Annotated in this window: 21 protein-coding genes; 13 read left to right on the top strand and 8 right to left on the bottom strand. The window is 71.5% G+C overall.

The annotated features are described in order from the left end of the window. The first annotated feature begins 56 nt into the window (after positions 1-56). From BCD49_RS44395 to BCD49_RS31550, 3 genes are all read left to right on the top strand, one after another. Positions 57-593 (top strand): hypothetical protein, encoded by a 537-nt coding sequence (locus BCD49_RS44395; RefSeq protein ID WP_198536009.1) that lies wholly within the window; start codon positions 57-59, stop codon positions 591-593. Continuing rightward, a complete protein-coding gene (locus BCD49_RS31555) occupies positions 590-1,954 on the top strand; it encodes a low temperature requirement protein A (RefSeq protein ID WP_083401810.1) in 1,365 nt (454 codons plus the stop codon). Before BCD49_RS44395 ends, BCD49_RS31555 begins: the two co-directional genes overlap by 4 nt. Positions 1,955-2,520: 566 nt before the next feature. Further along, on the top strand, positions 2,521-3,285 hold the full coding sequence (locus BCD49_RS31550) for a TetR/AcrR family transcriptional regulator (protein ID WP_198536153.1): 765 nt from the start codon (positions 2,521-2,523) through the stop codon (positions 3,283-3,285). Positions 3,286-4,350: 1,065 nt separating this feature from the next. On the opposite strand, the gene BCD49_RS31540 is transcribed toward BCD49_RS31550, so the two are convergent. Together BCD49_RS31540 and BCD49_RS31535 are read right to left on the bottom strand one after the other, a co-directional pair. Continuing rightward, positions 4,351-4,962 carry a VOC family protein gene (locus BCD49_RS31540; protein ID WP_007510200.1) on the bottom strand — a complete coding sequence of 204 codons (612 nt, stop codon included), beginning with the start codon at positions 4,960-4,962 and terminating at the stop codon, positions 4,351-4,353. Further along, a complete protein-coding gene (locus BCD49_RS31535; protein WP_035925025.1) occupies positions 4,959-5,858 on the bottom strand; it encodes an acyl-CoA thioesterase in 900 nt (299 codons plus the stop codon). Before BCD49_RS31535 ends, BCD49_RS31540 begins: the two co-directional genes overlap by 4 nt. 111 nt (positions 5,859-5,969) lie before the next feature. On the opposite strand from BCD49_RS31535, the gene BCD49_RS31530 reads away from it, so the two are divergent. Genes BCD49_RS31530 through BCD49_RS31510 form a run of 5 tightly spaced genes read left to right on the top strand, consistent with a single transcriptional unit; the run spans position 5,970 to position 11,941 of the window. Beyond that, positions 5,970-6,902 (top strand): NAD-dependent epimerase/dehydratase family protein, encoded by a 933-nt coding sequence (locus BCD49_RS31530; RefSeq protein WP_007510204.1) that lies wholly within the window; start codon positions 5,970-5,972, stop codon positions 6,900-6,902. Positions 6,903-6,905: 3 nt separating this feature from the next. Continuing rightward, positions 6,906-8,060, top strand: a complete 1,155-nt coding sequence (locus BCD49_RS31525; RefSeq protein ID WP_007510206.1) for a sulfotransferase family protein — start codon at positions 6,906-6,908, stop codon at positions 8,058-8,060. 13 nt (positions 8,061-8,073) lie between these two features. Further along, positions 8,074-9,255 (top strand): DUF1214 domain-containing protein, encoded by a 1,182-nt coding sequence (locus BCD49_RS31520; protein ID WP_007510208.1) that lies wholly within the window; start codon positions 8,074-8,076, stop codon positions 9,253-9,255. A 44-nt stretch (positions 9,256-9,299) separates the two neighbouring features. After that, the gene (locus BCD49_RS31515; protein ID WP_071042230.1) at positions 9,300-9,989 is read left to right on the top strand and encodes a nitroreductase family protein; all 690 of its coding nucleotides are present in this window, start codon (positions 9,300-9,302) and stop codon (positions 9,987-9,989) included. Then, positions 9,986-11,941, top strand: coding sequence for a flavin-containing monooxygenase (locus BCD49_RS31510; RefSeq protein WP_131803596.1), 1,956 nt, complete (start codon positions 9,986-9,988; stop codon positions 11,939-11,941). Before BCD49_RS31515 ends, BCD49_RS31510 begins: the two co-directional genes overlap by 4 nt. 24 nt (positions 11,942-11,965) lie before the next feature. Here the strand turns inward: BCD49_RS31510 and BCD49_RS31505 are convergent, their stop codons facing one another. After that, positions 11,966-12,802 carry an SMP-30/gluconolactonase/LRE family protein gene (locus BCD49_RS31505; protein ID WP_071042247.1) on the bottom strand — a complete coding sequence of 279 codons (837 nt, stop codon included), beginning with the start codon at positions 12,800-12,802 and terminating at the stop codon, positions 11,966-11,968. A gap of 148 nt (positions 12,803-12,950) precedes the next feature. Between BCD49_RS31505 and BCD49_RS31500 the strand changes: the two genes are divergently transcribed. Beyond that, on the top strand, positions 12,951-13,319 hold the full coding sequence (locus BCD49_RS31500) for a DUF4345 family protein (protein WP_051466326.1): 369 nt from the start codon (positions 12,951-12,953) through the stop codon (positions 13,317-13,319). A 141-nt stretch (positions 13,320-13,460) separates the two neighbouring features. On the opposite strand, the gene BCD49_RS31495 is transcribed toward BCD49_RS31500, so the two are convergent. Then, complete coding sequence (locus tag BCD49_RS31495; RefSeq protein WP_007510217.1) at positions 13,461-14,015, bottom strand: non-canonical purine NTP pyrophosphatase; 555 nt, start codon at positions 14,013-14,015, stop codon at positions 13,461-13,463. Between the two features lie 298 nt (positions 14,016-14,313). Between BCD49_RS31495 and BCD49_RS31490 the strand changes: the two genes are divergently transcribed. After that, a complete protein-coding gene (locus BCD49_RS31490; RefSeq protein ID WP_007510219.1) occupies positions 14,314-15,780 on the top strand; it encodes an MFS transporter in 1,467 nt (488 codons plus the stop codon). Between the two features lie 92 nt (positions 15,781-15,872). After that, positions 15,873-16,424 (top strand): MarR family winged helix-turn-helix transcriptional regulator, encoded by a 552-nt coding sequence (locus BCD49_RS31485; RefSeq protein WP_007510221.1) that lies wholly within the window; start codon positions 15,873-15,875, stop codon positions 16,422-16,424. 17 nt (positions 16,425-16,441) lie between these two features. Here BCD49_RS31485 and BCD49_RS31480 read toward each other — a convergent pair whose 3' ends face one another. After that, a complete protein-coding gene (locus BCD49_RS31480; protein WP_007510223.1) occupies positions 16,442-16,789 on the bottom strand; it encodes an ArsR/SmtB family transcription factor in 348 nt (115 codons plus the stop codon). Positions 16,790-16,987: 198 nt separating this feature from the next. Between BCD49_RS31480 and BCD49_RS31475 the strand changes: the two genes are divergently transcribed. Then, a complete protein-coding gene (locus tag BCD49_RS31475) occupies positions 16,988-17,884 on the top strand; it encodes an LLM class F420-dependent oxidoreductase (protein ID WP_007510224.1) in 897 nt (298 codons plus the stop codon). Positions 17,885-17,933: 49 nt separating this feature from the next. Here the strand turns inward: BCD49_RS31475 and BCD49_RS31470 are convergent, their stop codons facing one another. Next, the gene (locus tag BCD49_RS31470; RefSeq protein WP_007510226.1) at positions 17,934-18,380 is read right to left on the bottom strand and encodes a VOC family protein; all 447 of its coding nucleotides are present in this window, start codon (positions 18,378-18,380) and stop codon (positions 17,934-17,936) included. Positions 18,381-18,420: 40 nt separating this feature from the next. Further along, positions 18,421-19,014, bottom strand: coding sequence for a TetR family transcriptional regulator (locus tag BCD49_RS31465; protein WP_007510228.1), 594 nt, complete (start codon positions 19,012-19,014; stop codon positions 18,421-18,423). Positions 19,015-19,197: 183 nt separating this feature from the next. Between BCD49_RS31465 and BCD49_RS31460 the strand changes: the two genes are divergently transcribed. Beyond that, positions 19,198-21,678, top strand: coding sequence for a WD40 repeat domain-containing serine/threonine protein kinase (locus BCD49_RS31460; RefSeq protein ID WP_071042229.1), 2,481 nt, complete (start codon positions 19,198-19,200; stop codon positions 21,676-21,678). 33 nt (positions 21,679-21,711) lie between these two features. On the opposite strand, the gene BCD49_RS31455 is transcribed toward BCD49_RS31460, so the two are convergent. Next, positions 21,712-22,299, bottom strand: coding sequence for a TetR/AcrR family transcriptional regulator (locus BCD49_RS31455; RefSeq protein ID WP_007510232.1), 588 nt, complete (start codon positions 22,297-22,299; stop codon positions 21,712-21,714). Positions 22,300-22,313 lie beyond the last annotated feature (14 nt).

The raw sequence follows: 22,313 nt of genomic DNA, 5'->3' as shown, positions 1-22,313 counted from the left end.
GGCGGGGTCGCTGGCGGGCCGCCGCGATCCTGCTGCGGTTGTGGGATGATCGGCTCGTGACGACGCGCGGCACCGTTCGGGAGTTGTCGAACGAGCGGGGTTGGGGAGTCATCGACTCACCGGAGACCCCCGGCGGTTGCTGGGCCCAGTTCGGCCACCTGCTGATCGGCGGCTACGGCAGCCTGCATGCCGGGCAGCAGGTCGAGCTGGACTGGGAGGCGCCTGGCCAGGACGGCTACCCCTACCGCGCCGTGCGTGTCTGGCCGGCGGGGCAGCGACCCGTCGAACCGGAGATCGTCGGCCAAGGAGAAGGCAGCTTCAGTAGCACCTCACGATCAACCGGGAGGACGACCCAGCCCCGATCTGACCACACGGCGCTTCCGATGAGACCGATCGCGGGCCGAAACAGCCAGCAAGCGAGCCGCCGCCGACCGCAAACGGACGTGATGAGTAGCCGGGCCGGGTTGGAAGATCCGATGAACAGCGGCCCATCTGGGCGGACCGATCCGCTGGCCCGCCCGCCGGCCGCGGGCGGATCGTTTCCCGGCGGCCGACGATTGTCGGTGACCGCAGTGGGAGGACTCCACCCGTGACCGCATCGGACCAGGCTCCCCCGCCCGCTGGCCCCGCCGGTGGCGACAGCCCGGACGTCCCGGCCCAGCCGGCCGGCCGGCGCCGGGCGCCGGTGAGGATGACGGGCCGGATCGTCCCGACCGACTCCACGCACCGGGTCACCACCCTCGAGCTCTTCTTCGACCTCGTCTTCGTCTTCGCCTTCACCCAGGTGACCGCGCTGGTCGCCGACGACCCGACAGCGCGCGGCGCCCTGCGCGGCCTGCTGCTCCTCGCGATCCTGTGGTTCGCCTGGATGAGCTACGCCTGGCTGGGCAATCAGGCGCGGGCAGACGAAGGTGTGCTGCGGGCGGCGTTGATCGCCGCCATGATGGCGATGTCCGCGGCGTCGCTGGCGGTGCCGGAGGCGTGGAACGACCTGCCCGGCGGCCTTGACGCCCCGGTGGTGCTCGCGCTGGCGATCGTCGTCGTCCGCGTCGAGCATCTCCTGGTTTACGCGGTAGCGGCGCGTGGGGATGCCGCGCTGTTGCGCCAGATCGTGGTTGCGGCCGTGCCCGTCGCCGTGGCCGCGGTCCTGCTCGTCGTCGGCGCATTCGCCGACGGCGGGACTCGGACCTTGATCTGGCTCGCCGCGCTCGCCGTCGACTACGGCGGCATCTTCGTGACCGCGGGCGAGGGCTGGCGGGTGYATGCCCCGGGGTACTTCTCCGAGCGGCACGGGCTGATCGTGATCGTGGCACTGGGCGAGTCCGTCGTCGCCCTCGGCGCCGGCGCCGCGGCGTATCCGGTGAGTTGGGCCGTTCTCGCCATGATGGCGCTGGCGATCGCGGTGTCGGCGACGATGTGGTGGCTGTACTTCGACGTCGTCGCGCTCGTCGCTGAGCGGATCCTGCGCCGACGAACCGGCGCCGCCCGGTCGGCGATGGCCCGCGACACCTACACCTACCTGCATTTCCTGTTGGTCCTCGGGATCCTGACGACCGCGCTCGGCATAAAGAAGGTGGCCGGCTATGTCGCGGACACGACCGACCATGACCTGACCGATCCGGTCAAGGGTCTCGCCGCCGTGACGCTCGGGCTGGGACCGGCGCTGTATCTCATTGGTGTCAGTTCCATCCGGTGGCGCAACGTCGGAAAGCCGAATCTGCCGAGGCTGGTCGTCGCTGTGCTGCTGCTCGCGATCATCCCCGCGCTGAGCCGTCTGCCCGCGCTCGCCGCACTCGGGCTGGTCACGGTGACGATGGCCGGCGTGACCGCGTTCGACGACGTCCGCCTTGCCAAAGCGCGGGACGTCATCCGCCACCATGATGGCCTCGCGCACCTCACCCCGGCGGACCTCGCCGAACCAGTCCCGCAACCCCGCCAGGAACCCGGCCGATAGGGGCCGACACCGGCCCGAGTTCATGCGACCTGGCGTGCAGCGGGTGGGGGTCGACGCGCCCGGGCGGCGTCATCAGCGCGCCGCCAGGCGACACCGACGTCACCCCCTCCGGCGTAGTCCCCCCGGCTCCCGTCGGCGGCGGTGCCCCGCGGGGCACCGCCGCCGACGGACCTGGCTGATCCCGCCCGTCCTCGTCACCGTCGTCGTTCTTATGGCCGTGGGGATGACCGCGTTCATCGTCAGCCACTCGGACGACTCGCCGGCGGGCACGCCCGCCGCGGCCGGAACCACCCCCGCCGTGCAGTCCGTCCCCCCGGCACCTACCCGCACCCGGCCGCCCAGCCCCGGGCCCGCCTACGTCGGCGAGGCATCGAGATCGAGGGCTTCGACCCGGAGGCCGTGGCGGTGAGCAAGGACGGCACGCTGTACGTGTCCAGCAACTCCTTTTCCGGCAGCGCCGTGATCTACCGGATCGACCCTGACGGCGCCCTCTACTTCACCGATCTCGTCAACTCCACGGTCGAGCGGATCGACGCGGGGAGCAGGCCCGCGCCACTAGGCGGCGGATCATCGACGCGGGCTTGGAGCTGTTCCTGCGGCAGGGGTACGCCGCCACCAGACTCGACGAGATCGCCGAGCAGGCCGGGGTGGCGGTCCAGACCGTCTACTTCCACTTCGGCAACAAGCGGACCGTGCTCAAGGAGGGCGTCGACATCCTCGCGGCCGGCGACGACGAACCCGTGGCGGTCCTGGACCGGCCCTGGATGGACCAGGTGCGCGACGAACCCGACCCCCATCAGGCGCTGGCGCTCTGGATGGCACACTGCCGGGCCCTTTTCACCAGGGTCGGTCCACTCATGCGGATCGTCCGCGACGCCGCCGGCGCCGACCCGGACATGGCCGAACAATGGGAGGTCAACAAGCGGCAACGCCTCACCGCATATCGCGTCATCGCCGAACTGCTCGCCGCCAAGCAGGGCCTACGCGGCGGACTGTCAGTCGACGAGGCCGCCGACATCCTCTTCGCTCTGGTGAGCTTCGAGGTGTATCTGGCGCTCACCGCCGACCGCGGGTGGACACCGGAGCGGTGGGAACACTGGACGATCGGCACTCTCACCGCCGACCTCCTGCGGTGGGACACCCGACCCGCAGACACCGCCGCCCTCATCGACACGACCAACCTCGCCTCAGCGCCCGGCCCGTCTACCTGCCGGCCAGCTGTTGTAGGTCGTCAGCGACTGCCCATGCGTCAGCAGCTCGTTGGCCGACACGGTGACCGGCTCGAAGGTGGCGATGTTGCCTTAGACCACGATCCGGCCACGCGAGGCTAGCCGTGCCAGCGTCGCCAGGCGGGTCGGGCCGCTGCTCGGGTCCAGGATCACCTCAGCCGCGTCGGCGGCTTTGTCTTGCCGGCACACACCGACTGGATCGAGAGCCACGATCCTGCCTATGTCGCCGAACTGACGTCGTGGAGCCGGGCCGAGCGCGACGCGGCAGACGGCATTCCGCGCTACTCGGTCGTCACCACGGCGCAGACCCGCGAGTCGCTATTCGTGCTGCGGGACTTCGACGTGATCGACAAGGCGGGCACGCGGGTAGCGGACTTCACGGTCGAACGTCCGACCGTCATCGCGGTCGGCACCCACTTCGACCGGCCGGCCGACCAGTTCCTCGCGGGCACGGCGTTTGGGCGGCTGCTGCTCGCCGCGACTGCGCGCGGCGCTGCCGCCTCCCCGCTCGGCCAGGTCGTCGACATCACTCTCCCCGCTCCCTGCTCGGCGAGACGGCCGGAGGGACGGGCCATGTCCAGATGCTGCTGCGCGTCGGATACCCCGACCCGGCCGCGGGACGTCTGGCGACCCCGCGCCGGCCTGTCGACGACGTCCTCGACATACCCTGACCATCGCTCGGCTCCGCCCTTTCAGCCTCGCTGCCAGCCAGATCACCACTCCGGCGGCTGTTCCGTCACCAGCCCCGGTCGCGGCAGCCACACGCAGCCGCGGCCGGAACTTGGAATCGAGGCGGGCTGTCCTTCCCATGGCACCGGTCAGGGCTGGCGGGGTCATTGTTCTGCCGGCCCCGCCCAGTTCTGGACCTCGGGCAGATCCTGGAAATGCTCGACGGGGACTGTTCGCACACCCCAGATGCCACACCGGAACCGCGCCCGCTGTTACCCGGCGAGACCGTGGTCACCAATTGCTACCGTTCGTAGTCGATTGCTCGGGAGCCAGGAGGGACTCGAACCACCAGTCCGACCCGAGGACCTGCCCGTTTGCCGCCATCCGGGTCGTTCACGCCGATAGGTCGAACCTATTTATGCAGGTCGGACGGTTCATCGCGAAGCGTGGTGGGGCGGGTGGGGCTCGAACCACGACCGGAGGATCATGAGTTCCCGGTCAGGGCACGCGGTAGCCGTCGCGGGTGAGAAGGCGGACGGGGTCGGTGCCGTCCCACTGGGCGCAGGTGGCCGCGACGCGCGCGAGCTGCTTCAGGAATCCCGGGGTGCGCTCGACGACCTCGGTGACGAACCCGAAGTCCTCGAGCGTGTCGAAATAGCCGACGCGGATGCCATCCGCGGAGGTGAGCTCACAGGCGAGCTCGTAGCCGTTGCCCTGGTAGAAGGCCCGCTTGCCGTCGTAGTCGGGCGTGACCGTGCAGAGCTGGTGGAAGCCCGCCCGGCCGGCGAGGGCCTGCTCGCGGAAGATGCTGTCGCGGTCGCAGCGCTGGGTGATGAGCTCGATCTGGACCGGGCCGGCCTGGGCCACGCCGACCTGGAGGTTGATCCCCGTGGCGGCACCACGGTAGGTGCAGGCCTGCTCGATGGGTGGCAGCACGTGGAACGGGCCGACGCCGAACACCGCCGCCCATCGGCGGGCGGCGGCGACGAGGTCGTCGACGACGAAGCCGAGCTGGAACAGCCGGTACTCGCCCTCCGGCCAGGGCTGCTGGAAGAGAGGGTGCTGGAACGCTAGCGGCGGGAACGGGCCAGCCGGGATCTCGGTCGTCACGTCGACGCTCCCTTCGGGCGCACGAGCACCTCCTGAGCCACGGTGGCCACCAGGCGCCCGTCGGCGTCGTGGATCGCGCCGCGCACGAGGCCGCGGTGACCCGCGACGACGACCGCCTCCTGGGTGTGCCGGTGCCAGCGGTCGAACCGTACCGGGCGGTGGAGCCAGATGGTGTGGTCGAGGCTGCAGGCCGACGAGTAGTCCGGGGTGGCGCCGTCGGGATAGGACCGGAAGGCCATGTCGAGCAGGAAGTAGTCGCTCGCGTAGGTGAGCAGCGCCGCGTGCAGGCCCGGGTCGGCGCCGACGTCGCGGGGCAGGCGCATCCAGTGCGAGCGCGGCCCGGCGGCCGGAGTGCCGCCCATGAAGACGACCGGTTCGGCGAGCCGCATCTCGAGCGGCGGCGGGCGGTCGACCCAGAACAGTGCCTGCGGCCGTAGCTCCGGCGGGGCCTTGACCGCCCAGTCCTGGAGCAGCGGCAGCAGTTCGGGGTCCGCGGTGGGGACCGACGGGTCGACCGGGGGCTCGGGGCCGGGGCCGTTCGCGTGGAAGGTGACGATCGCGGCCAACAGGACGCGGTCGCCTTGGCGGACCGTCACCTGACGCGTCGACATCGACCGGCCGTCGCGCACCCGGTCGACCACCAGCTCGACAGCGACCCCCGGCTTGCCGGCCTGGACGAAGGAGGCGTGCAGCGAGGACGGCTCCTGGCCGGTGACGGTCGCGCGTGCCGCCACGAGCGCCTGGGCGAGCGACTGCCCGCCGAAGACACGGTTGAACCGGGGCGGCTCGGAGCGGACCCGGAACCGGTCGGCGCCGAGCGGCTCGAGCTCGAACGCGGCGAGCAGCCCGTCGAGCGAATCGAGGACCGTCTGGCGCAGGGCGGGGTCGATGCTCACGCGGCCATCACACCATCCGTCCACGGTTTGGATCAAATATCCATGCCTCGCGCCGGTCGWTCCTCCAAACTAGGCTCCACGTCCCGTGGGATGCCAAGAAGGACGATTACCGTGTTAGCCGGCGAGAAGATCCTGATCACGGGTCCGGCCGGCCGCATCGCCTACGGCCTGGCCCGCTCGCTGGCTCGCGACAACGAGGTCTGGGGCATCGCCCGCTTCACCGATCCGTCCGCGCGGGCGAAGGTCGAGGCGCTCGGCGTCACGACCAGGGCCGTCGACATCGCCGACGGACCGCTCGACGACCTGCCCACCGACTTCACCCACCTCCTGCACCTGGCGGCCGACTTCAGCGCCGACGACTACGACCGGGCGATCCGGGTGAACGCCGAGGCGACCGGCCGCCTGCTGGAGCACTGCCGGTCCGCGAAGTCGGCGCTCGTGATGTCGACGGTCTCGACCTACAAGCCGCACCCCGACCCGTGGCACGCCTTCCAGGAGAGCGATCCGCTGGGGGACGCGATGGCGCCCCCCTCGGCGCCGTACTCCGTCTCCAAGATCGCCCAGGAGGCGGTGGCCCGGTACTGCGCCCGGTCGTTCGACCTCCCGGTGACCATCGCCCGGATGGGCTGYGCGTACAGCGACGAGGACGGCCTCCCGGTCTGGCACCTGGCTGCGGTGGCGGCCGGGGAGCACGTCAGGACCCGGTGGGACCCGATGCCGTACAGCCCGATCCACGACGACGACATCTGCGCGCAGGTCGAGCCCCTGCTCGACGCCGCGAGCGTGCCGGCGACGATCGTGAACTGGTGCGGCGACGAGGCCGTGAGCGTCCAGCAGTGGTCGGCGTACTTCGGCGAGCTCCTCGGCGCCCGGGCCGAGGTGGATGTGGACCCGATCCCGGGTGCCTCCATCGGTTCCGTCGGCGACTCCACCAGGCGCGTCTCGATCACCGGCCCCTGCCAGGTCGGATGGCGGGAGGGCTTTCGCCGCGTCGTCGAGCGCCTGTACCCCGACCGGGTGCGCGTGGGCGTGGCGGGGAGCTGAGTGATGCGCTACCCGACCAGCGAGCGTCTGCTGGACGCGGCGGTCACGGCGACCGGTCTCACCGACTTCGGCCCAGGCGACTTCCGCGAGGGCCTCGACGTGCTGCTCGACAGCCTCGATCGCGACGGCGACCTGAGCCCGGACACCGACGCCGCCGTCATCGGGGTCTTCCACCGCCGGCTCGTCAACCGTCTCGAACTGGAGGCGTGGTATCGCGAGCACCCCGAGATCGAGGATCTGCCCGTGCGCGGGCCGGTGGACGTCAACGGCCTGCCGAGGACCGGCACGACCGCACTCGCGAACATCCTGTCGCTCGATCCGCAGTTCCGTGGGCTGCGCGGCTGGGAGCAGTCGAAGCCGTGCCCGCCGCCGGAGCTCGACACCGAGCTGACGGACCCGCGGCGGTTGGCGCTGGTCAAGGAGTACGCGGAGACTTCCGCCGACCTGAAGGCGATGCACCTCTACGACGCCGACGCGACGATGGAGGACAGCGAGATCCTCGGGATGTCGTTCCACGGCCAGCAGATGACGCTGCCGGTGTACGGCTACCACGCCTGGTGGCGTGGCGCCGACCTGGCGGACACGTTCCAGCATCACCGGCGCGCCATCAAGCTCCTGCAGTCGCGCCGGCCGCCGGACCTCTGGCTGTTCAAGGCACCACACCACAAGTTCCACCTGGAGCCGTTGGCCGCCGCCTACCCGGACGCGCGGTTCGTCATGACGCACCGCGACCCCGCGAAGGCGGTGCCGTCCTACGCCAGCATCGTGTCCGCGATCCTCCCGCCGGCGGCGGGGGAGCGCGACCACCGGCGGCTCGGCCAGGAGATCTGCGAACATCTGCGCGTCGGCATGGAGAACGCGGTCGCCGCGCGCGCCCGCCTGGGCGAGGACCGGTTCTTCGACGTGCATCACCGCGAGTTCGTCGCCGACCCGATGGGCACAGTCCGGCGGGTCTACGACTTTCTCGGCCTCGAACTGCGGCCGGAGGTCGAGCGCGCGATGGCCGACTGGCACGCGGCCAACCGGACCGGGGCGCACGGCGTCCACCACTACACCGCCGAGCAGTTCGGGCTGGACGAGGAGCAGATCCGCGCCGACTACGAGTTCTACATCCGGCGCTTCGGCATCGAGGTCGAGCGCAAGAAGGTCGAACGCTGAGGGGATACGGACGATGAGCCTGCCCACGTGGTCCGAGCAGATGAAGGCTCTCGACGGCGTCGCCGACAACCTGATCGCCCAGTGGCGGCCGGGGGGCGCCTCCGAGGCCGAGACGCAGGACATGAACAAGCTCGCGCTGTCGATCCTGGCCGGCGGCTACCTGTGCCGGGTCTACACCGACGCCCGCCGGCCCGTGTTCATGCCGCTGTGGAACTACGCGTTCAACCAGGGCGGCCCCGACCCCGACTACGTCTACTCGACGGCCGAGGTCGCCGCCGACGGCGTGTACGAGATCTCCGGCTACCGCGGCACGACCCGGTTCGTCGAGATCACCCAGCAGAGCTTCGACATCATGAGCCCGGCGGACATGAGCGGGGGTCCGGTCCCGGCGACGCACGACCTGGACGATCTCCAGCTCGGCGCGGACGGCCGCTTCAGCGTGCTGCTCAGCGCCCAGCGGCCGGACGGCCACACAGGGGACTGGTGGCGGTTGGAGCCGACCACGCGTCGCCTGCTCATGCGGAAGTGCTCGTGCGACTGGGTCCGGGAGGAGGACGCCCGGGTCGCGATCAACCGGCTGGACGACGGGGGCACCGACATGTCGCCGGGCGAGGTCGCCCGGCGCTTCTCCGATCTGGCCGCCTGGGTCGAAGGCATGATCGCCTTCGACATGAAGCTGGTGCGCTACTACCGCGAGCACCACGGGGTCAACACGCTGCTGCGTTCCAAGAAGATCGACGAGATGGGTGGCCTGCCGGCGCAGGTCTACTACGACGGCATCCACGAGATCGGCGACGACGAAGCGCTGATCATCGAGACCGAGCTGCCCAGGCGGAGCCGCTACTGGCAGGCACTCGTCGCCGACGACCGGTTCTGCACGGTCGACTGGGTGAACCGGCAGTCCAGCCTCAACGACACGCAGGCCCGCCTCGACGGCGACGGCAGGTTCCGCGCCGTCATCTCGCGGCTCGACCCGGGTGTGCCCAACTGGCTCGACAAGGCGGACTACCCCTGGGGGGTCATCCAGCTGCGCTGGAACCATGCCAGCGACCATCCCGACCCCACGATCAGGAAGGTACCGTTCGCCGACCTGCGCAGGTACCTGCCGGCCGACACACCCCAGGTCAACCCAGCCGAGCGCGCGGCACAGCTGCGTGTCCGCCGGGAGGGCGCCCAGCTTCGCCGAATCTGGTGACCGACTCACCAGGAAAGACCCAACAGCAGAAGCGGAGAACCGGCATGGAGATCCACGAGGCGCTCTACACGACGAGGGCGATGCGGCGGGTGCGCCMCGACCCGATCCCGGCCGACGCCCAGGCCCGCATCCTCGACGCGGCCATCCGGGCCCCGAGCGGCGGCAACACCCAGGGGTGGCGTTTCCTGCTCGTCGACGATCCCGCGGTCAAGGGCCAGCTGGGCGTCCATTACCGACAGGCCCTGACGAGGCTGTGGGAGACCTTCTACGCCGACCGTCTCGCCGCCRCCCGAGCGAACCCGGACGACGACGAGAGCGCCACACTGCTGCGGATCCAGCGCTCGTCGGACTGGCTGGCCGACCACTTCGCCGAGGTGCCGCTCTTCCTCTTCGCGTTCGTGCAGCGGGACCCGACGGGCGGATCGATCTACCCGGCGGTCTGGAACGCGCAGCTGGCCGCCAGAGCCGAGGGCATCGGGAGCTCGCTGACCAGCGTGCTGGGCGCGTTCGCGAAGGAGGAGGTGCTGAAGATCCTCGAGGTCCCCGCCGACGAGGGGTGGATCAACGCCTGCTGCGTCAGCTTCGGCTACCCGACCGGACGCTGGGGCGTCGCCGCGCGGCGGCCCGTGCATGAGGTGGCCGCCCGCAACCGCTGGAACGGCCCGCTGGGCTTCGAGGTGCCGTCACCGCTCTGGCCGCCGGCCGAGCGATCGGACGAGCGCCCGGCCGGGTGAGCGGGCCGCTATCCATGCGCCTGGACTTCACCCGCGAGGACATCGACGCCGACGACGCGACCATCCGGGCTCATGCCGGCCAGGCTCCGGTGGGGCCGCTTCTCGCCTCCGTCGCGCACCTCACCGGCGAATATGATCTGTTGGCCGACGACATCCGGCCCGACCCGGCGTTGCCGTGGATGGCTCCGGACTACGGCTACCCAGCCGAGATGGCGGCGAGATCTCGCGAACGGGCCGCCGACGCGCTGATCCGCTACCGCGACCGCGGCTGCCCGCGGCCCGTCGATCCGACTCCCCGGCAGCTGCGGGCGCTGGTCGAGTTCGTCGTCGCGCCGGCGGACCTCGACGACCACTACCTGGAGCTGCTCGAGGAGGAGCTGGCGCTGGGCGGCCTGGATCCACGGGCGCCCGGGTGGCATGCCGCCAGCAGGGCACCGCGGCGCCGGTTCCGCGTGGCCGTCATCGGCGCGGGGACGTCCGGCATCGTCATGGCGCACCGGCTGAACCAGGCGGGCGTCGACGTGCGGGTCTTCGAGAAGAACCCCGACGTCGGGGGGACGTGGCTGGAGAACTCCTACCCCGGCTGCCGGGTGGACGTGCCCAACCACCTTTACAGCTACTCGTTCGCGCAGACCGGCCACTGGCCGCAGTTCAACTCCACCCAGCCCGTCCTGCTGGACTACTTCCGAAGCTGTGTCGAGAAGTTCGGGCTTGCCGGCCTGATCAGCTTTGGGGCGGAGGTCGTCGAGGCTCGCTGGGACGAGCGGACGAGTCGCTGGACGCTGCGCGTACGGGACGCCTCCGGCGGCGAGAGCACCCATGAGGCGGAGGCGGTGGTCAGCGCGGTCGGCCAGCTCAACCGCCCGAGCCTGCCCGACATCGCGGGGATCGACAGCTTCCGCGGGCCATCGTTCCACTCGGCCCGCTGGCGGCCGGACGTCGACGTCACCGGGCTGCGGGTCGCGGTCATCGGCACCGGCGCGAGCGCCGTCCAGTTCGTGCCCCGGCTGGCCGAGCGCGCCGGCGCGCTGACCGTGCACCAACGGACCGCGCCCTGGCTGCTGCCGATCCCGAACTATCTCGACGACCTGCCCGCCGGCATCCAGTGGCTGTTGCGGCACGTACCCGACTACGCCCGCTGGGACCGGCTGGGCACCTTCGGCCGGCTCCAGGAAGGCACGCTCCCGCAGACCGTCGTGGATCCCGGCTGGGACCGGTCCAACAACTCGGTCAGCGCGGCCAACGACGTGGCGCGGCGGCGGCTGACCGCGTGGTACGAGGTGGCGTTCCCCGACCCGGCCCTGCGCGCCAAGGTGCTGCCGACCCATCCGTACGGCGCGAAGCGCATGCTCCCCGACAACGGCACCTACGCGCGCACCCTGCAGCGCCCGAACGTCACCCTGGAAACCACCGGGATCGAGCGGGTCACCCCGTCCGGTATTCAGCTGGCCGACGGCCGGCACGTCGACCACGACGTCATCGTCTACGGAACCGGTTTCCAGGCCTCGCGCTTCCTGACGCCGATGCGCGTGATCGGGGTGGACGGCCTCGACCTGCACGACTGGTGGGATGGTGACGCCCGTGCCCACCTCGGTATCACGGTGCCGCACTTCCCGAATCTTTTTCTCATGTACGGGCCGAACACGAACATCGTGGTCAACGGCAGCATCATCTATTTCTCCGAATGCGCTGCCCAGTACATCACCGAATGCGTCGGCATGCTGCTCGAGCGCGACGCCGCCTCCCTGGACTGCCGGCCGGAGGCACACGACCGCTACAACCGGTGGATCGACATGGCCACCGACCAGCGTGCGTGGGGCGTCTCCGACGTGAACACCTGGTACCGCAACGCCAAGGGGCGCATCGCGCAGAACTGGCCGTTCAACCTCTACGACTACTGGCGCCTCACTCGCGCCCCGGACCCGGAGGACTACACCGTCCGCGCCCGGTGAGGGAGCTCCTCACCAGCGCGCCGGTCAGGGCCTGCCGGCGCCGGGCGCGGGCGCGGGGAACGCCACGACCCGGCCGCTGGACTGCGTCGGTCCGCCTGCGCCCCAGGTCTGGCCGACGACGAACAGGYGGGGGTCCTCGTCGCGGCTGAGCGCGCAGGCGAACGCGCCGTGATCCAGGTCGACCGTGGCCAGCACCTCGCCGCCCTCGCGCACCCGGACGCAGTGCTGGTTGCCGACGTCGGCGTACCAGACGGCGCCCTCGGCATCCAGGCAGATGCCGTCCGGATGGTCGCCGGGCGTCTTCGCCCACACCCGCCGGTCGCCGAGGCCGCCGTCGCCGCCGATGTCGTAGGCGGTGAGCTGGTTCGCGTACGACTCGGCGACGACGAGCGTCGCGCCGTCAGGACTGATGGCCATGCCGTTGGGGAACGCGAGGTCGTCGGCGACCTGACCGACGTCGCCGTCCGGCGTGACGAACACGATGAGGCCCGGAGCGAAGTCGCCGCCGGGGAAGTCGAAGCCGATGGTGTTGACGTAGGCGTTGCCCCGGGCGTCGACGACGATCTCGTTCCACGGCTTTTCCGAGACCGCGGCGAGGTCGGCATGCTGGGCCAGGGATCCGTCCGGCTCGCGGCGCAGCAGCCGTCGCCGCGCCGAGTCCACGACGAGCAACCGCCCGTCGGGCAGGAAGTCGATGCACATCGGGAACGAGGGGACGGTCACCACCACCTCGTGGCCACCGTCGGCACCGATCGCGATCACCTGGTTGGCCCCCCAGTCGGAGAACCAGAGCCGCCCGTCGTGCCAGCGGGGCGACTCACCGAACATGACGCCGTCCATCAGGACCTGGGGCGCGCTCATCCCGCCTCCCTCGGCTTGGTACAGGGACAGACCGGGCCGGGCGCCGGAACTCATCGCCCCCTCCTCCTCGCTCGCTCCCGCACCGATCGGGCCCGCGCGTGGCTCGGCCATGATCACCCAGAGGCGCGGTGCGTGTTAGCGTCCGGGTATGGACACGGGCCGGCTCAGCAGCGCGGCATTGATGATGTCAGGGGCGGCCGGAGTCGTCATGCCGGTGAGGTTCGCCACCGCGCTCGACCTGCCAGCCACGACCGGCCGCGGCCGCGCCGAAACGAGGGCCGGCCTGGGTGGCACCTACGCGGCTCTCGGCGGATGGGCGCTGGTCAGCCGCGCTCCGGCTGCCCGCACCGCCGTCGGCGTGACCTGGCTGGGCGCGGCCGCGGCCCGGCTGGTCTCGTTGAAGATCGACCGCCCGCGCACCGACTGGATCTTCTGGCTCTCCCTCGCCATGGAGGTCGGGCTGGGCACAGCGGCGCTGGTATCCAGGCCCGCGGCGGGAGAGACGACGGCCGACTGAGACCGAGGCAGCGCGCACCGTCCGCCTCCCACGGCCGACACCGGAGGCATGGGCCGCCAGGATGTCCTGCCTGTTGATTGGCCGATCTTCCGTGGACGACGACCTCGCGTCGAGCGGGATGGCGATGCGGTGTCGCGACGGTCAGGAGCCGGGGATTCCGAATTCTGCGCGCAGGGCGTCGACCGCGCGCCGGCGGTGGGAGACGAGATTCTTCTGCTCGCTGGACATCTCGGCGAAGGTCAGGTCTCCGCCGGCTGGTACGAAGATCTCGTCGTAGCCGAAGCCGCCTGTGCCGCGCCGTTCGGTGGCCAGCGTTCCCTGGAGGGTTCCGGTGAAGACTCGGATTCCGTTCGCGTCGGCGTAGCCGAGTGCGGTCGTGACGCTCGCGGCGCGGTCGGTCAGGCTGGCAGCCATGTCGAGGATGCCCTGGGTACCGACGGAGCCGAGGAACCAGGCGACGAGTGCCCCGGGGAGGCCGTTCCAGGCATTCACGGTCAGGCCTGTGTCGTCGACGAGCACCGGGCCGCGCAGCTTGGCATAGGCGTCGGCGGCCTTCCGTTCGACGACGGCCGCGACGTCGAGAGACTGGATCTCGATCAGGTCTTCCTTGGCGGCCCGTACGTCGATGCCCAGCAGGGTGGCGTACTCGGCCGCCTTGCCTTTGTTTCCCGTGATCAGTGAGATGCGCTCGATCATCTAAGTATTCCTTCGGGGGATGGTGGTGAGTTCCTGATGCGAAGGCAGTGCTGGGTGAAGTCGGTGGGCAGGGCTCGGCGTTGGTGGCGCGTCGGCCGGTCGGCCCGCATGCGTGCCACACAGCTACTCCAGGGAGACGGTAAGCACTGGTGCGCCCGTCGCCTGCCGGTGATCGAATTTCTGGTGGTCAGACGATCAGACAACCTGTGGAGGATCTCCCTCCGTTTGTGGTGCGGACCAGCCTCGGCGGACCATGCATGCATGTACCATGCATGTTGACGTTCGCGGAAGGAAGATCATGCCTCCTGCTTCACGTGCCCGGAACCTGCCGCCGGCCGTGTCGGTCGCTGTGCTGTGTGCCGGCGGGATGACGGTCTCCTTCACGCAGACGCTCGTCATTCCGATTCAGTCGGAGCTGCCGCACCTGCTCAGCACCTCGCCGGCCAACGCTCCCTGGGTGGTGACGATCACGCTGCTGGCCGCCGCGGTGGCCATGGTCGTCGCGGGCCGCCTGGCTGACCTGTTCGGCAAGCAGCGAGTGCTCATCGTGAGCGCGGCCCTGCTCGTCGCGGGATCGTTGGTGTGCGCGCTCTCGAACACGCTGACGCCGATGCTGGTCGGCCGCGCCCTGCAGGGCATCTCGCTCGGCTTCATCCCGGTGGGGATCTCACTCATCCGGGAGATCACTCCGCCGCGCATGGCCCCCACCGCCCTGGCCACGATGAGCGCGACACTGGGCGTCGGCGGCGCGATCGGCCTGCCGCTGGCGGCGTGGATCGTCAACGTCAGTAGCTGGCACGCCCTGTTCTGGGTCTCGACGGTCGTGGCGGGCCTGGTGCTCGTGCTCGTGGTCGTCGCGGTCCCACACGTCCACGACGGCCACCGCGGCCGTTTCGACCTGGTCGGCGCGCTCTGCCTCGCGGTGGGTCTCGTCGCGTTCCTGATCGGCATCTCGAAGGCCACCGCCTGGGGCTGGGGCAGCCCCCGCACGCTCGGCGCCATCGCCGCCGGCCTGGTCGTGCTGGCGGCCTGGGGCGTCTTCGAGCTGCGTCAGGCCGAGCCGCTGGTCGACCTGAGGTCCACCGCGAAGCTGCCGGTGCTGATGACCAACGTCGCCGCCGTGGCCGTCGGCTTCGGCATGATGGCGCAGTCCATCGTGATCCCGCAGCTGCTCGGGCTGCCTGACGGCACCGGCTACGGCCTTGGGCAGTCCATCCAGGCGGTCGGGCTGTGGATGGCGCCCGCCGGCCTGATGATGCTGCTGTTCGCCCCGATTTCCAGCGCGCTGATCGGCGGCATCGGCCCCAAGGCCACACTCATGATCGGTGCCTTCGTCCTGGCCGCCGGCTACGGTCTGGGGACCCTGCTGACGGGCGCCCCGTGGCAGCTGCTCATCGTCACCTGCGTCGCGTCGGCCGGCGTCGGCATCGGCTACGCGGCCATGCCCACCCTCATCCTCGACGCCACCGCACCGGCCAAGGCCGCGGCCGCGGTCGGGCTCAACTCCCTGTCCCGCTCGGTGGGCAGCAGCGTGGCCGCCGCGCTCATGGGCACCCTGCTCACCAGCAACACCACCGCGTTCGGGTCGGCACAGCTGCCCAGCCAGCACGCGTTCACGCTGTGCTTCGTCGTTGGCGCCGCCGCGGCCCTCCTCGGGGTCGTGCTCGCCGCGTTCATCCCTCGCCGTCGGTCGGCGGACGGCGCCGCCGCCGCCGCGACGGCAGCGGCCCCCGCCGACAGGGAGAACGTCACCTCCGCCGTCTGAACCGCGCCGTACCCCGCCCATCCTTGCCGCTCGCGGTTCGGGGAGGACATCATCGGGGCACGTCGGACGAGGGCACTTGCGAGGTGGGACGGGTGAGCGTGAACGCCGGCGAGGGCGCCCCGTCAGGCACCGAACCGCCCATGGGCACMGAGCCGCGCACAGGTGCCGAACCGCCCATCGAGGAGACGCTGCTGCGAGCCATCGGACGGGAGGTCCTGCGGCTCAGCAGGCGGCGGGTGCAGACGCCCGAGGGGTCGATCCTCGACCGGTCCAGCTTCCGGATCCTGTGGGCGCTGACGGAGATGGGCCCGCTGTCGATGGGGGACCTGGAGAACGTGCTGCAGCTGGAGCAGTCCACGGTCAGCCGCCAGGTGAAGTCGGCGATCGGCCGTGGGCTCATCGAGCTCCACTCCGTTCCCGGCACCCGGCGCCGCCTGCTGAGGCCGACCGCGCGGGGTGACAGCGCCTATCTGTATGAAGGCACACTGCGGGGCGAGGTCTTCAAGAAGGCGCTCGCCGAGTTCGGGCCCGACCGCGTCCAGGCCCTCGCCGCCGAGTTGGGCGCCCTCAACGACGCTCTCGACCGTGCGACCACCATGACGGCCGCGACGCCAACCGCCGCCGCGCCGTCAGCCGGCGACTGACCCGCGGGTTCCGACCGTCACCGCCCAGCGGCCGTCGGCGTCTGCTCGGCGAGGACCAGCGCCAGCAGCCCGGGAAATCGGTCGTCGAACTCGGCCCGGCGGAGACGGTTGAGCCGGCGCGAGCCCTGGTCGACCTGCTCCAGCAGCCCGGCGGCGCGCAGCACGGCGAAGTGGTGGCTGGCCGTGGCCTTGCCGACCGGCAGATCGAAGGTGCCGCAGGCGCGGGAGAAGTCCGGTTCCCCCGCGAGCGTGCGCAGGATCGACCGGCGGACCGGGTCGGCCAGTGCCTCCAGCGCGTCCTGCAGGGTCACTTCACCGGGGTCGGTGTGCCGCAGGCTCTGCGCTCGACGTGCCGCGGGCGTCATGGCGTCGCCTCCCTCCCGGACCCTCCTGGAGACCCGCCCGGCTCCGGATCCGCGCGGCCCCTGACTCTCGCGAGTGTTCGATTCGTATCGTACACTCGGCCAGTGTTCGATCCACATCGAACATAATGTGGGTGTGCCGGTGACCGGCTGGACGAGGCGATCGGGACAGCCGGGCCACCACGACGACAGGAGCACGTMATGACGCTGGACCTCGGCCGGATCGGCATCTGGAGCCCGTCGTTCGCCTGGGCGGATCCTTCTGGCCGGCTCGTGGACGACGCCGCCGACGCGGTGGCCGAGCTGGAGGCCCTGGGGTTCGGCGCGCTCTGGCTCGGGTCGTCCGACCCGGCGCTGCGGCTTCCGGAACATCTGCTCGCCGCCAGCAGCCGGCTCGTGCTCGCCACCGGAATCGTCAACGTGTGGACGGTCGAACCGGACGAGCTCGCGGTCAACTACCACCGCCTCGCCGACGCGCATCCCGGGCGCTTCCTGCTCGGCCTGGGTGCCGGCCACGCCGCGAACGTGCAGCCGCTGGGCCGTACCTACACCCGGCCGTTGGGCTTCCTCGCCGGTTTCCTGGACGCGCTCGACGCCGCGCCGCGGCCGGTACCCGCCGACCGCCGGATCCTGGCCGCGTTGCGGGAGAAGGCCCTGCGGCTGGCCGGCGAGCGGTCCGTGGGGGCGCATCCCTACCTCACGACCCCCGACCACACCCACCTCGCCCGCGGGATCCTCGGGGACGGACCGCTGCTCGTGCCGGAGCAGAAGGTCGTGCTCAGGGAGGACCCGACCGAGGCGCTGGCACTGGCACGTGCCACCGTGCGCTACTACCTGCGGCTCCCGAACTACGTCAACAACCTGCTCGCGCTCGGCTTCACCGACGACGACGTGGCGGGTGACGGCAGCGACCGGCTCGTCGACGCGCTCGTCGCCCGGGGCTCCGCCGAGCAGGTGGCGAAGCGCGTCACCGAACATCTCGAGGCGGGCGCCGACCACGTCGTCGTCCAGGCGATCGTGCCCGGAGCGAACCCGACCGAGCGCGCCGGCTGGCCCACCCGCGCGGAATGGCGCGAGCTCGCCGGCGCACTCCTCTGAGCCGGCCGGCGACCCGGCCAAGCGAGCACCTGATCACCGTTGGGACCGGTCAGCCGGCCACCAGGGGGCGAGGTTCGTGGATCCCGCGCAGTTCCGGATCGGTGATGAGGGTGACCTCGCCTCGCATGCCGTCCGGGTCGCGGAACCAGAAGCTGTGGAACGCGCCGAGGTCCTCGATGGTGCCGTCGCTCATGCCGCGCGCGACGAGGCGGTCGCGGGCGGCTTGAAAGGCCTCCGGYGACGCGGCGGCGAGCGCGAGATGGTCCAGATGCCCGCGGTCGAACATGGCGGGGATCGCGGCGCCATGCGGGTTGCCGGAGACCTCGGCGGGATGCAGCCAGGAACTCGGGCCGGTGCGCAGGATCGCGTGGCGGAACGCCGGCGTCTCCTCGGTGAACACCACGGGCAGGTCGAAGACCTGTGCGTAGAAATCGACGAAGCGGTCGAGGTCGTCGGTCATGACGGCGACGTGGTTCACGCCTTGGACGAGGGTCATGAATGCCTCCTGAAATGGTTGCTGTGGTGGTGACTGGCGGTCAACTGGCCGGCGAATCGCCGGCGGCCCTGGCCCGGGCGCCCTCCAGGAGCAGTTCCAGCGCCAGCGCGGCGGCCTCGCCGGCCTCCGCGCCGTCCAGGTCCCAGTAGTCGCGCAGCGTCTGCCAGGTCGCCGCGGCGGTGAGCACCTGGACGATCGACGCCACCCGGCGAGCGCTGACCTCGTCCAGGCCGGGCGCCTCCCGGTCCACCACCGCGCGCGCGGTGGCCCGGCGCCGGTCGTTGTCGGACAGCCGGGCGGGCAGCCCTTCCGGGGCCATCAGCAGCTCGCGGACGACGGGCGCGATGTCGTCGAACCCGGCGAACACGTGCCGAACGAGCGCGGCGGCCTCGCGGCCGTCGGCCGGCAGGGGCCCGTCGAAGGTGATCCGGCGGTTCGCCCAGGCGAAGATCTCGGTCAGCAGCGCCTGGCGGGAGGGGAAGTGCCGGTAGACGGTTCGTTCGGGCACCGCCGCCGCCTTCGCGACCTTGGCGAAGGTGAGCTCCTCGCCGGCGGCCAGGATTTCGGCCACGGCGTCGAGCACCCGGTCTCGGACCAGCGCCGACCGTGCCTCCGACAGTGAACCTGACGTCATGACAGTAAGACTGCCGTCATGGCAGTCCTACTGTCAATTCTGAGGAGTGTCGCCCTGGCGACGGCTTTGGCTCGCCGATGGCGACCAAACAAGCGCCAATGGGACAATCGGTGTCACGTGACGGCGTCGGAGCGACGCTGGGCGTGGATGTGCGAGCGGGCAGGGCGGGTCGGGGGAGGGCGCATGCTCATCGACCGCGCCGTCGTGCGGGCCGCGCTGCCCGGATACACGGTGGACCGTGAGCTCGGGCGAGGGGCGTTTGGCCTGGTGATCGCCGGGCGGGACCGGCTGGGCCGCGACGTCGCGATCAAGGCGATGCCGGCGTGGTCCGACTCCCGGGAGCCGGCCGAGGCCGGGCTGACGGGCGAGGCCGAGGCGCGCCTGCTCGCCGGGCTCGATCATCCGCATGTGGTGCGCGTGTTCGACTTCGTGGAGCGAGACGGCCTCGCGCTCATCGTCATGGAGCTGGTGAGCGGGGGCAGCCTACGCGGTGCCGGTGCCGGTGCCGGTGCCGGTGCTCGGGCCGGCACGGGGACGCTGTCGGCTCCGGCGGTGTGCGGGCTCGGGCTCGCGGTGGCCGACGCGCTGCACCACGCGCACGAGCGTGGCGTGCTGCACCGTGACGTGAAACCGACGAACCTGCTGATGGCCGCCGACGGGACCGTGAAGGTCGCGGACTTCGGCATAGCGAAGGCGTTCGAGGGCTCGGCCGTGGCGGCGAGCAAGACCGCGGGAACTCCGCGCTACATGGCTCCGGAACAGTTCACGTTGGGCCCGCTTCGACCGTCGACCGACCTGTACGCGCTCGGCGTGGTTCTGTACGAGCTCCTCGCCGGCCGGCATCCCTTCCACCCGGCGCCGTCGACCTATGAGGGGTTTCGCCAGGCTCATCTGGAGGCGCCGCCGGCAGGGCTGCCGGACGATGTGCCCGGCCCCGTCGCCACGGTGATCGAACGGATGCTGGCCAAGGACCCCGGCTCGCGGTTCCCGGACGGCCGTTCGTGCGCCCTGGCCCTGACCGACGCCGCCGTTCGTGCGTTCGGCTCCGACTGGCTCGCCTCCTGCGGATATCCCGTCCAGGTCAGCATCGACGTCGTCAACGCCACGACCGGCGACGACACCGGCCAGGACCTCGGCCACGACGCCGGCCCGGATCCAGGCCACGACTCCGGCCCGGCGGCGGAGTCCGACGGCCCCGGCCGCGCCGAGGAGACCAGGCAGGTCACGGTCGAGGAGCCGACTCCGACTCCGACTCCGGCGTCGCCGTCGGCGGCCGGTGGGCGCCTCGGACGGCGCCGCTCCCGCCGGCCGCGGTTCGTCGTGGCCGCCGCGCTGGCGGTGGCCACTGCCGTGGCCACCGGTGTCGCGGTACCGCTTACGGTCACCGCGGACCGGCAGTCGGCCGCCAGCACCGCACACCCGAGCGCCCCGGACCTCCCACCGTCGGCGGACGACATCGCGCGCAGGTCGGCCGCGGCCGCGGACTCGGTGCGTGACCGGCAGCCCGACCTGGCCCGCCGGCTCGCCCTCGCCGCGTACCGCGTCTCTCCCGTCCCCGAAGCGGTGGCCAGCCTGCTCGCCTCGGCCCCGCTGGCGCCCATCGGGCCGGCGCTCACCGGCCACACCGCCGGAGTGAACGCCGTCGCCTTCAGTCCCACCGGACGCCTGCTGGCCAGTGCCAGCGTGGACCACACCGTGCGGCTGTGGACCATCGACGACGCCCTGCGCGCGGCGCCCGTGGGCGAACCCCTGCGGGGGCACGTCGCCGGGCTCGCCGCGCTGGCCTTCAGCCCCGACGGCGCCGTGCTCGCCAGCGCCGGCGACGACGGCACGGTGCACCTGTGGGACGTGCGCGACCCGGCCCGGGTCGTCGACGCGGGCCCGCCGCTGACCGGCCATCCCAGCCCCGAGCTGTATACCTCCGCGGTCCGGGCGCTCGCGTTCAGCCCGGACGGCCACCTGCTCGCCGCAGGCGGCAAGGATCGGACCGTGCGGATCTGGGACGTCCGCGACCCGGCACGCCCGGTCCCGGTAGGACAGCCGMTGACCGGCCACGGCGACGCCGTCGTCGGTGTCGCGTTCAGCCCGGACGGCGCCGTGCTGGCCAGCGCGAGCGCCGACGGCACCGCGCGCCTGTGGGACACCCACGACCTGGGCCACATCGAGCCCGTCGGCCCGCCGCTCGACCACCAGGRCCAGCTCACCGCGACGTCGTTCGGCCTCGGCGGGCAGGTGCTGGCCAGCGCGGCCGGCACGCAGACCCGGCTGTGGGACGTCCATGCCCCGGCCCATCCGCGACCGTTCGGTCARCCGCTGGCCGGCCCGACCGCGCTGATCTCCGCCGTGGCGTTCGATCCGGCGCGTCCGTTGCTGGTAGTCGCCAGCTACGACACGACAGTCTGGCTGTGGGACGTCCGCGACCCGCATGCCCCCGTGCGCCTCGGCAGGCTCACCGGCGGCCACACCGGCCCGGTACGCGCGACCTCGTTCAGCCCCGCGGGGGGCATCCTCGCCACCGCCAGCACCGACAAGACCGTCCGGCTGTGGGACCTCGATCCCGACCACGTGTTCCGCCGGCTCTGCGGCGTCCCGGCTGACGCTCTCAGCCCGCGGGAATGGCGTACCTACCTCCCGGAAATCGCGTATCGACCGGTGTGCGACTAGTCGGTGCGCGACCGGCGGCCGCGTGAGGCCATCTCAGATGCCCTCGCGCACGACTCGGAGCACCTCGGCCAGGCCGCGTTCTCGCTCCTCGGGTGAGACCGTGCTCAGCGGGCCGTCGAGGACGAGCATGGCGAAGCCGTGCACCGCGGACCAGGCCGCGATCTCGGCGTTCTCGCGCCGGTCGGGTGTGATCAACCCGGCGGAGACCAACTCGTCGAGGCGCTCCGAGAGCTGGGCGTAGGGGTGGTTGACGACGGCGTCCGGGTCGAGGCTGAGCGACCGGGCGCAGGCCAGGCGGAACAGCCCCGGACGGGTCGTGGCGAACTCGACGTAGGCCCGCCCTGACGCCTCCATCCGGGCCAGGGCCTCCTGCGCGCCGTCCCCGGTGGCGGCCGCGGCGATCCGGTCGGCCATGAGCTGCCCGAACTCGGTCATCGCCCGGGCGGACACGGCGCGCAGCAAGGCGTCGCGGTCAGCGAAGTGTCGGTACGCGGCGTTGTGCGAGACGCCGACCTGGCGCGCGGCCTCGCGCAGCACGACCGCGTCGGGGCCGTGCTCGGCGGCGAGCTGCGTGGCGGCCGCGATGAGCGCCTCGCGCAGATTTCCGTGGTGATAAGGCATCGCCTAGATGTTGA

It is taken from the genome of Pseudofrankia sp. EUN1h, assembly GCF_001854645.1.
GTDB lineage: Bacteria > Actinomycetota > Actinomycetes > Frankiales > Frankiaceae > Pseudofrankia > Pseudofrankia saprophytica.
Note: the sequence above shows the minus strand (reverse complement) of the source record. Positions and strands in the feature narration are given on the sequence as shown.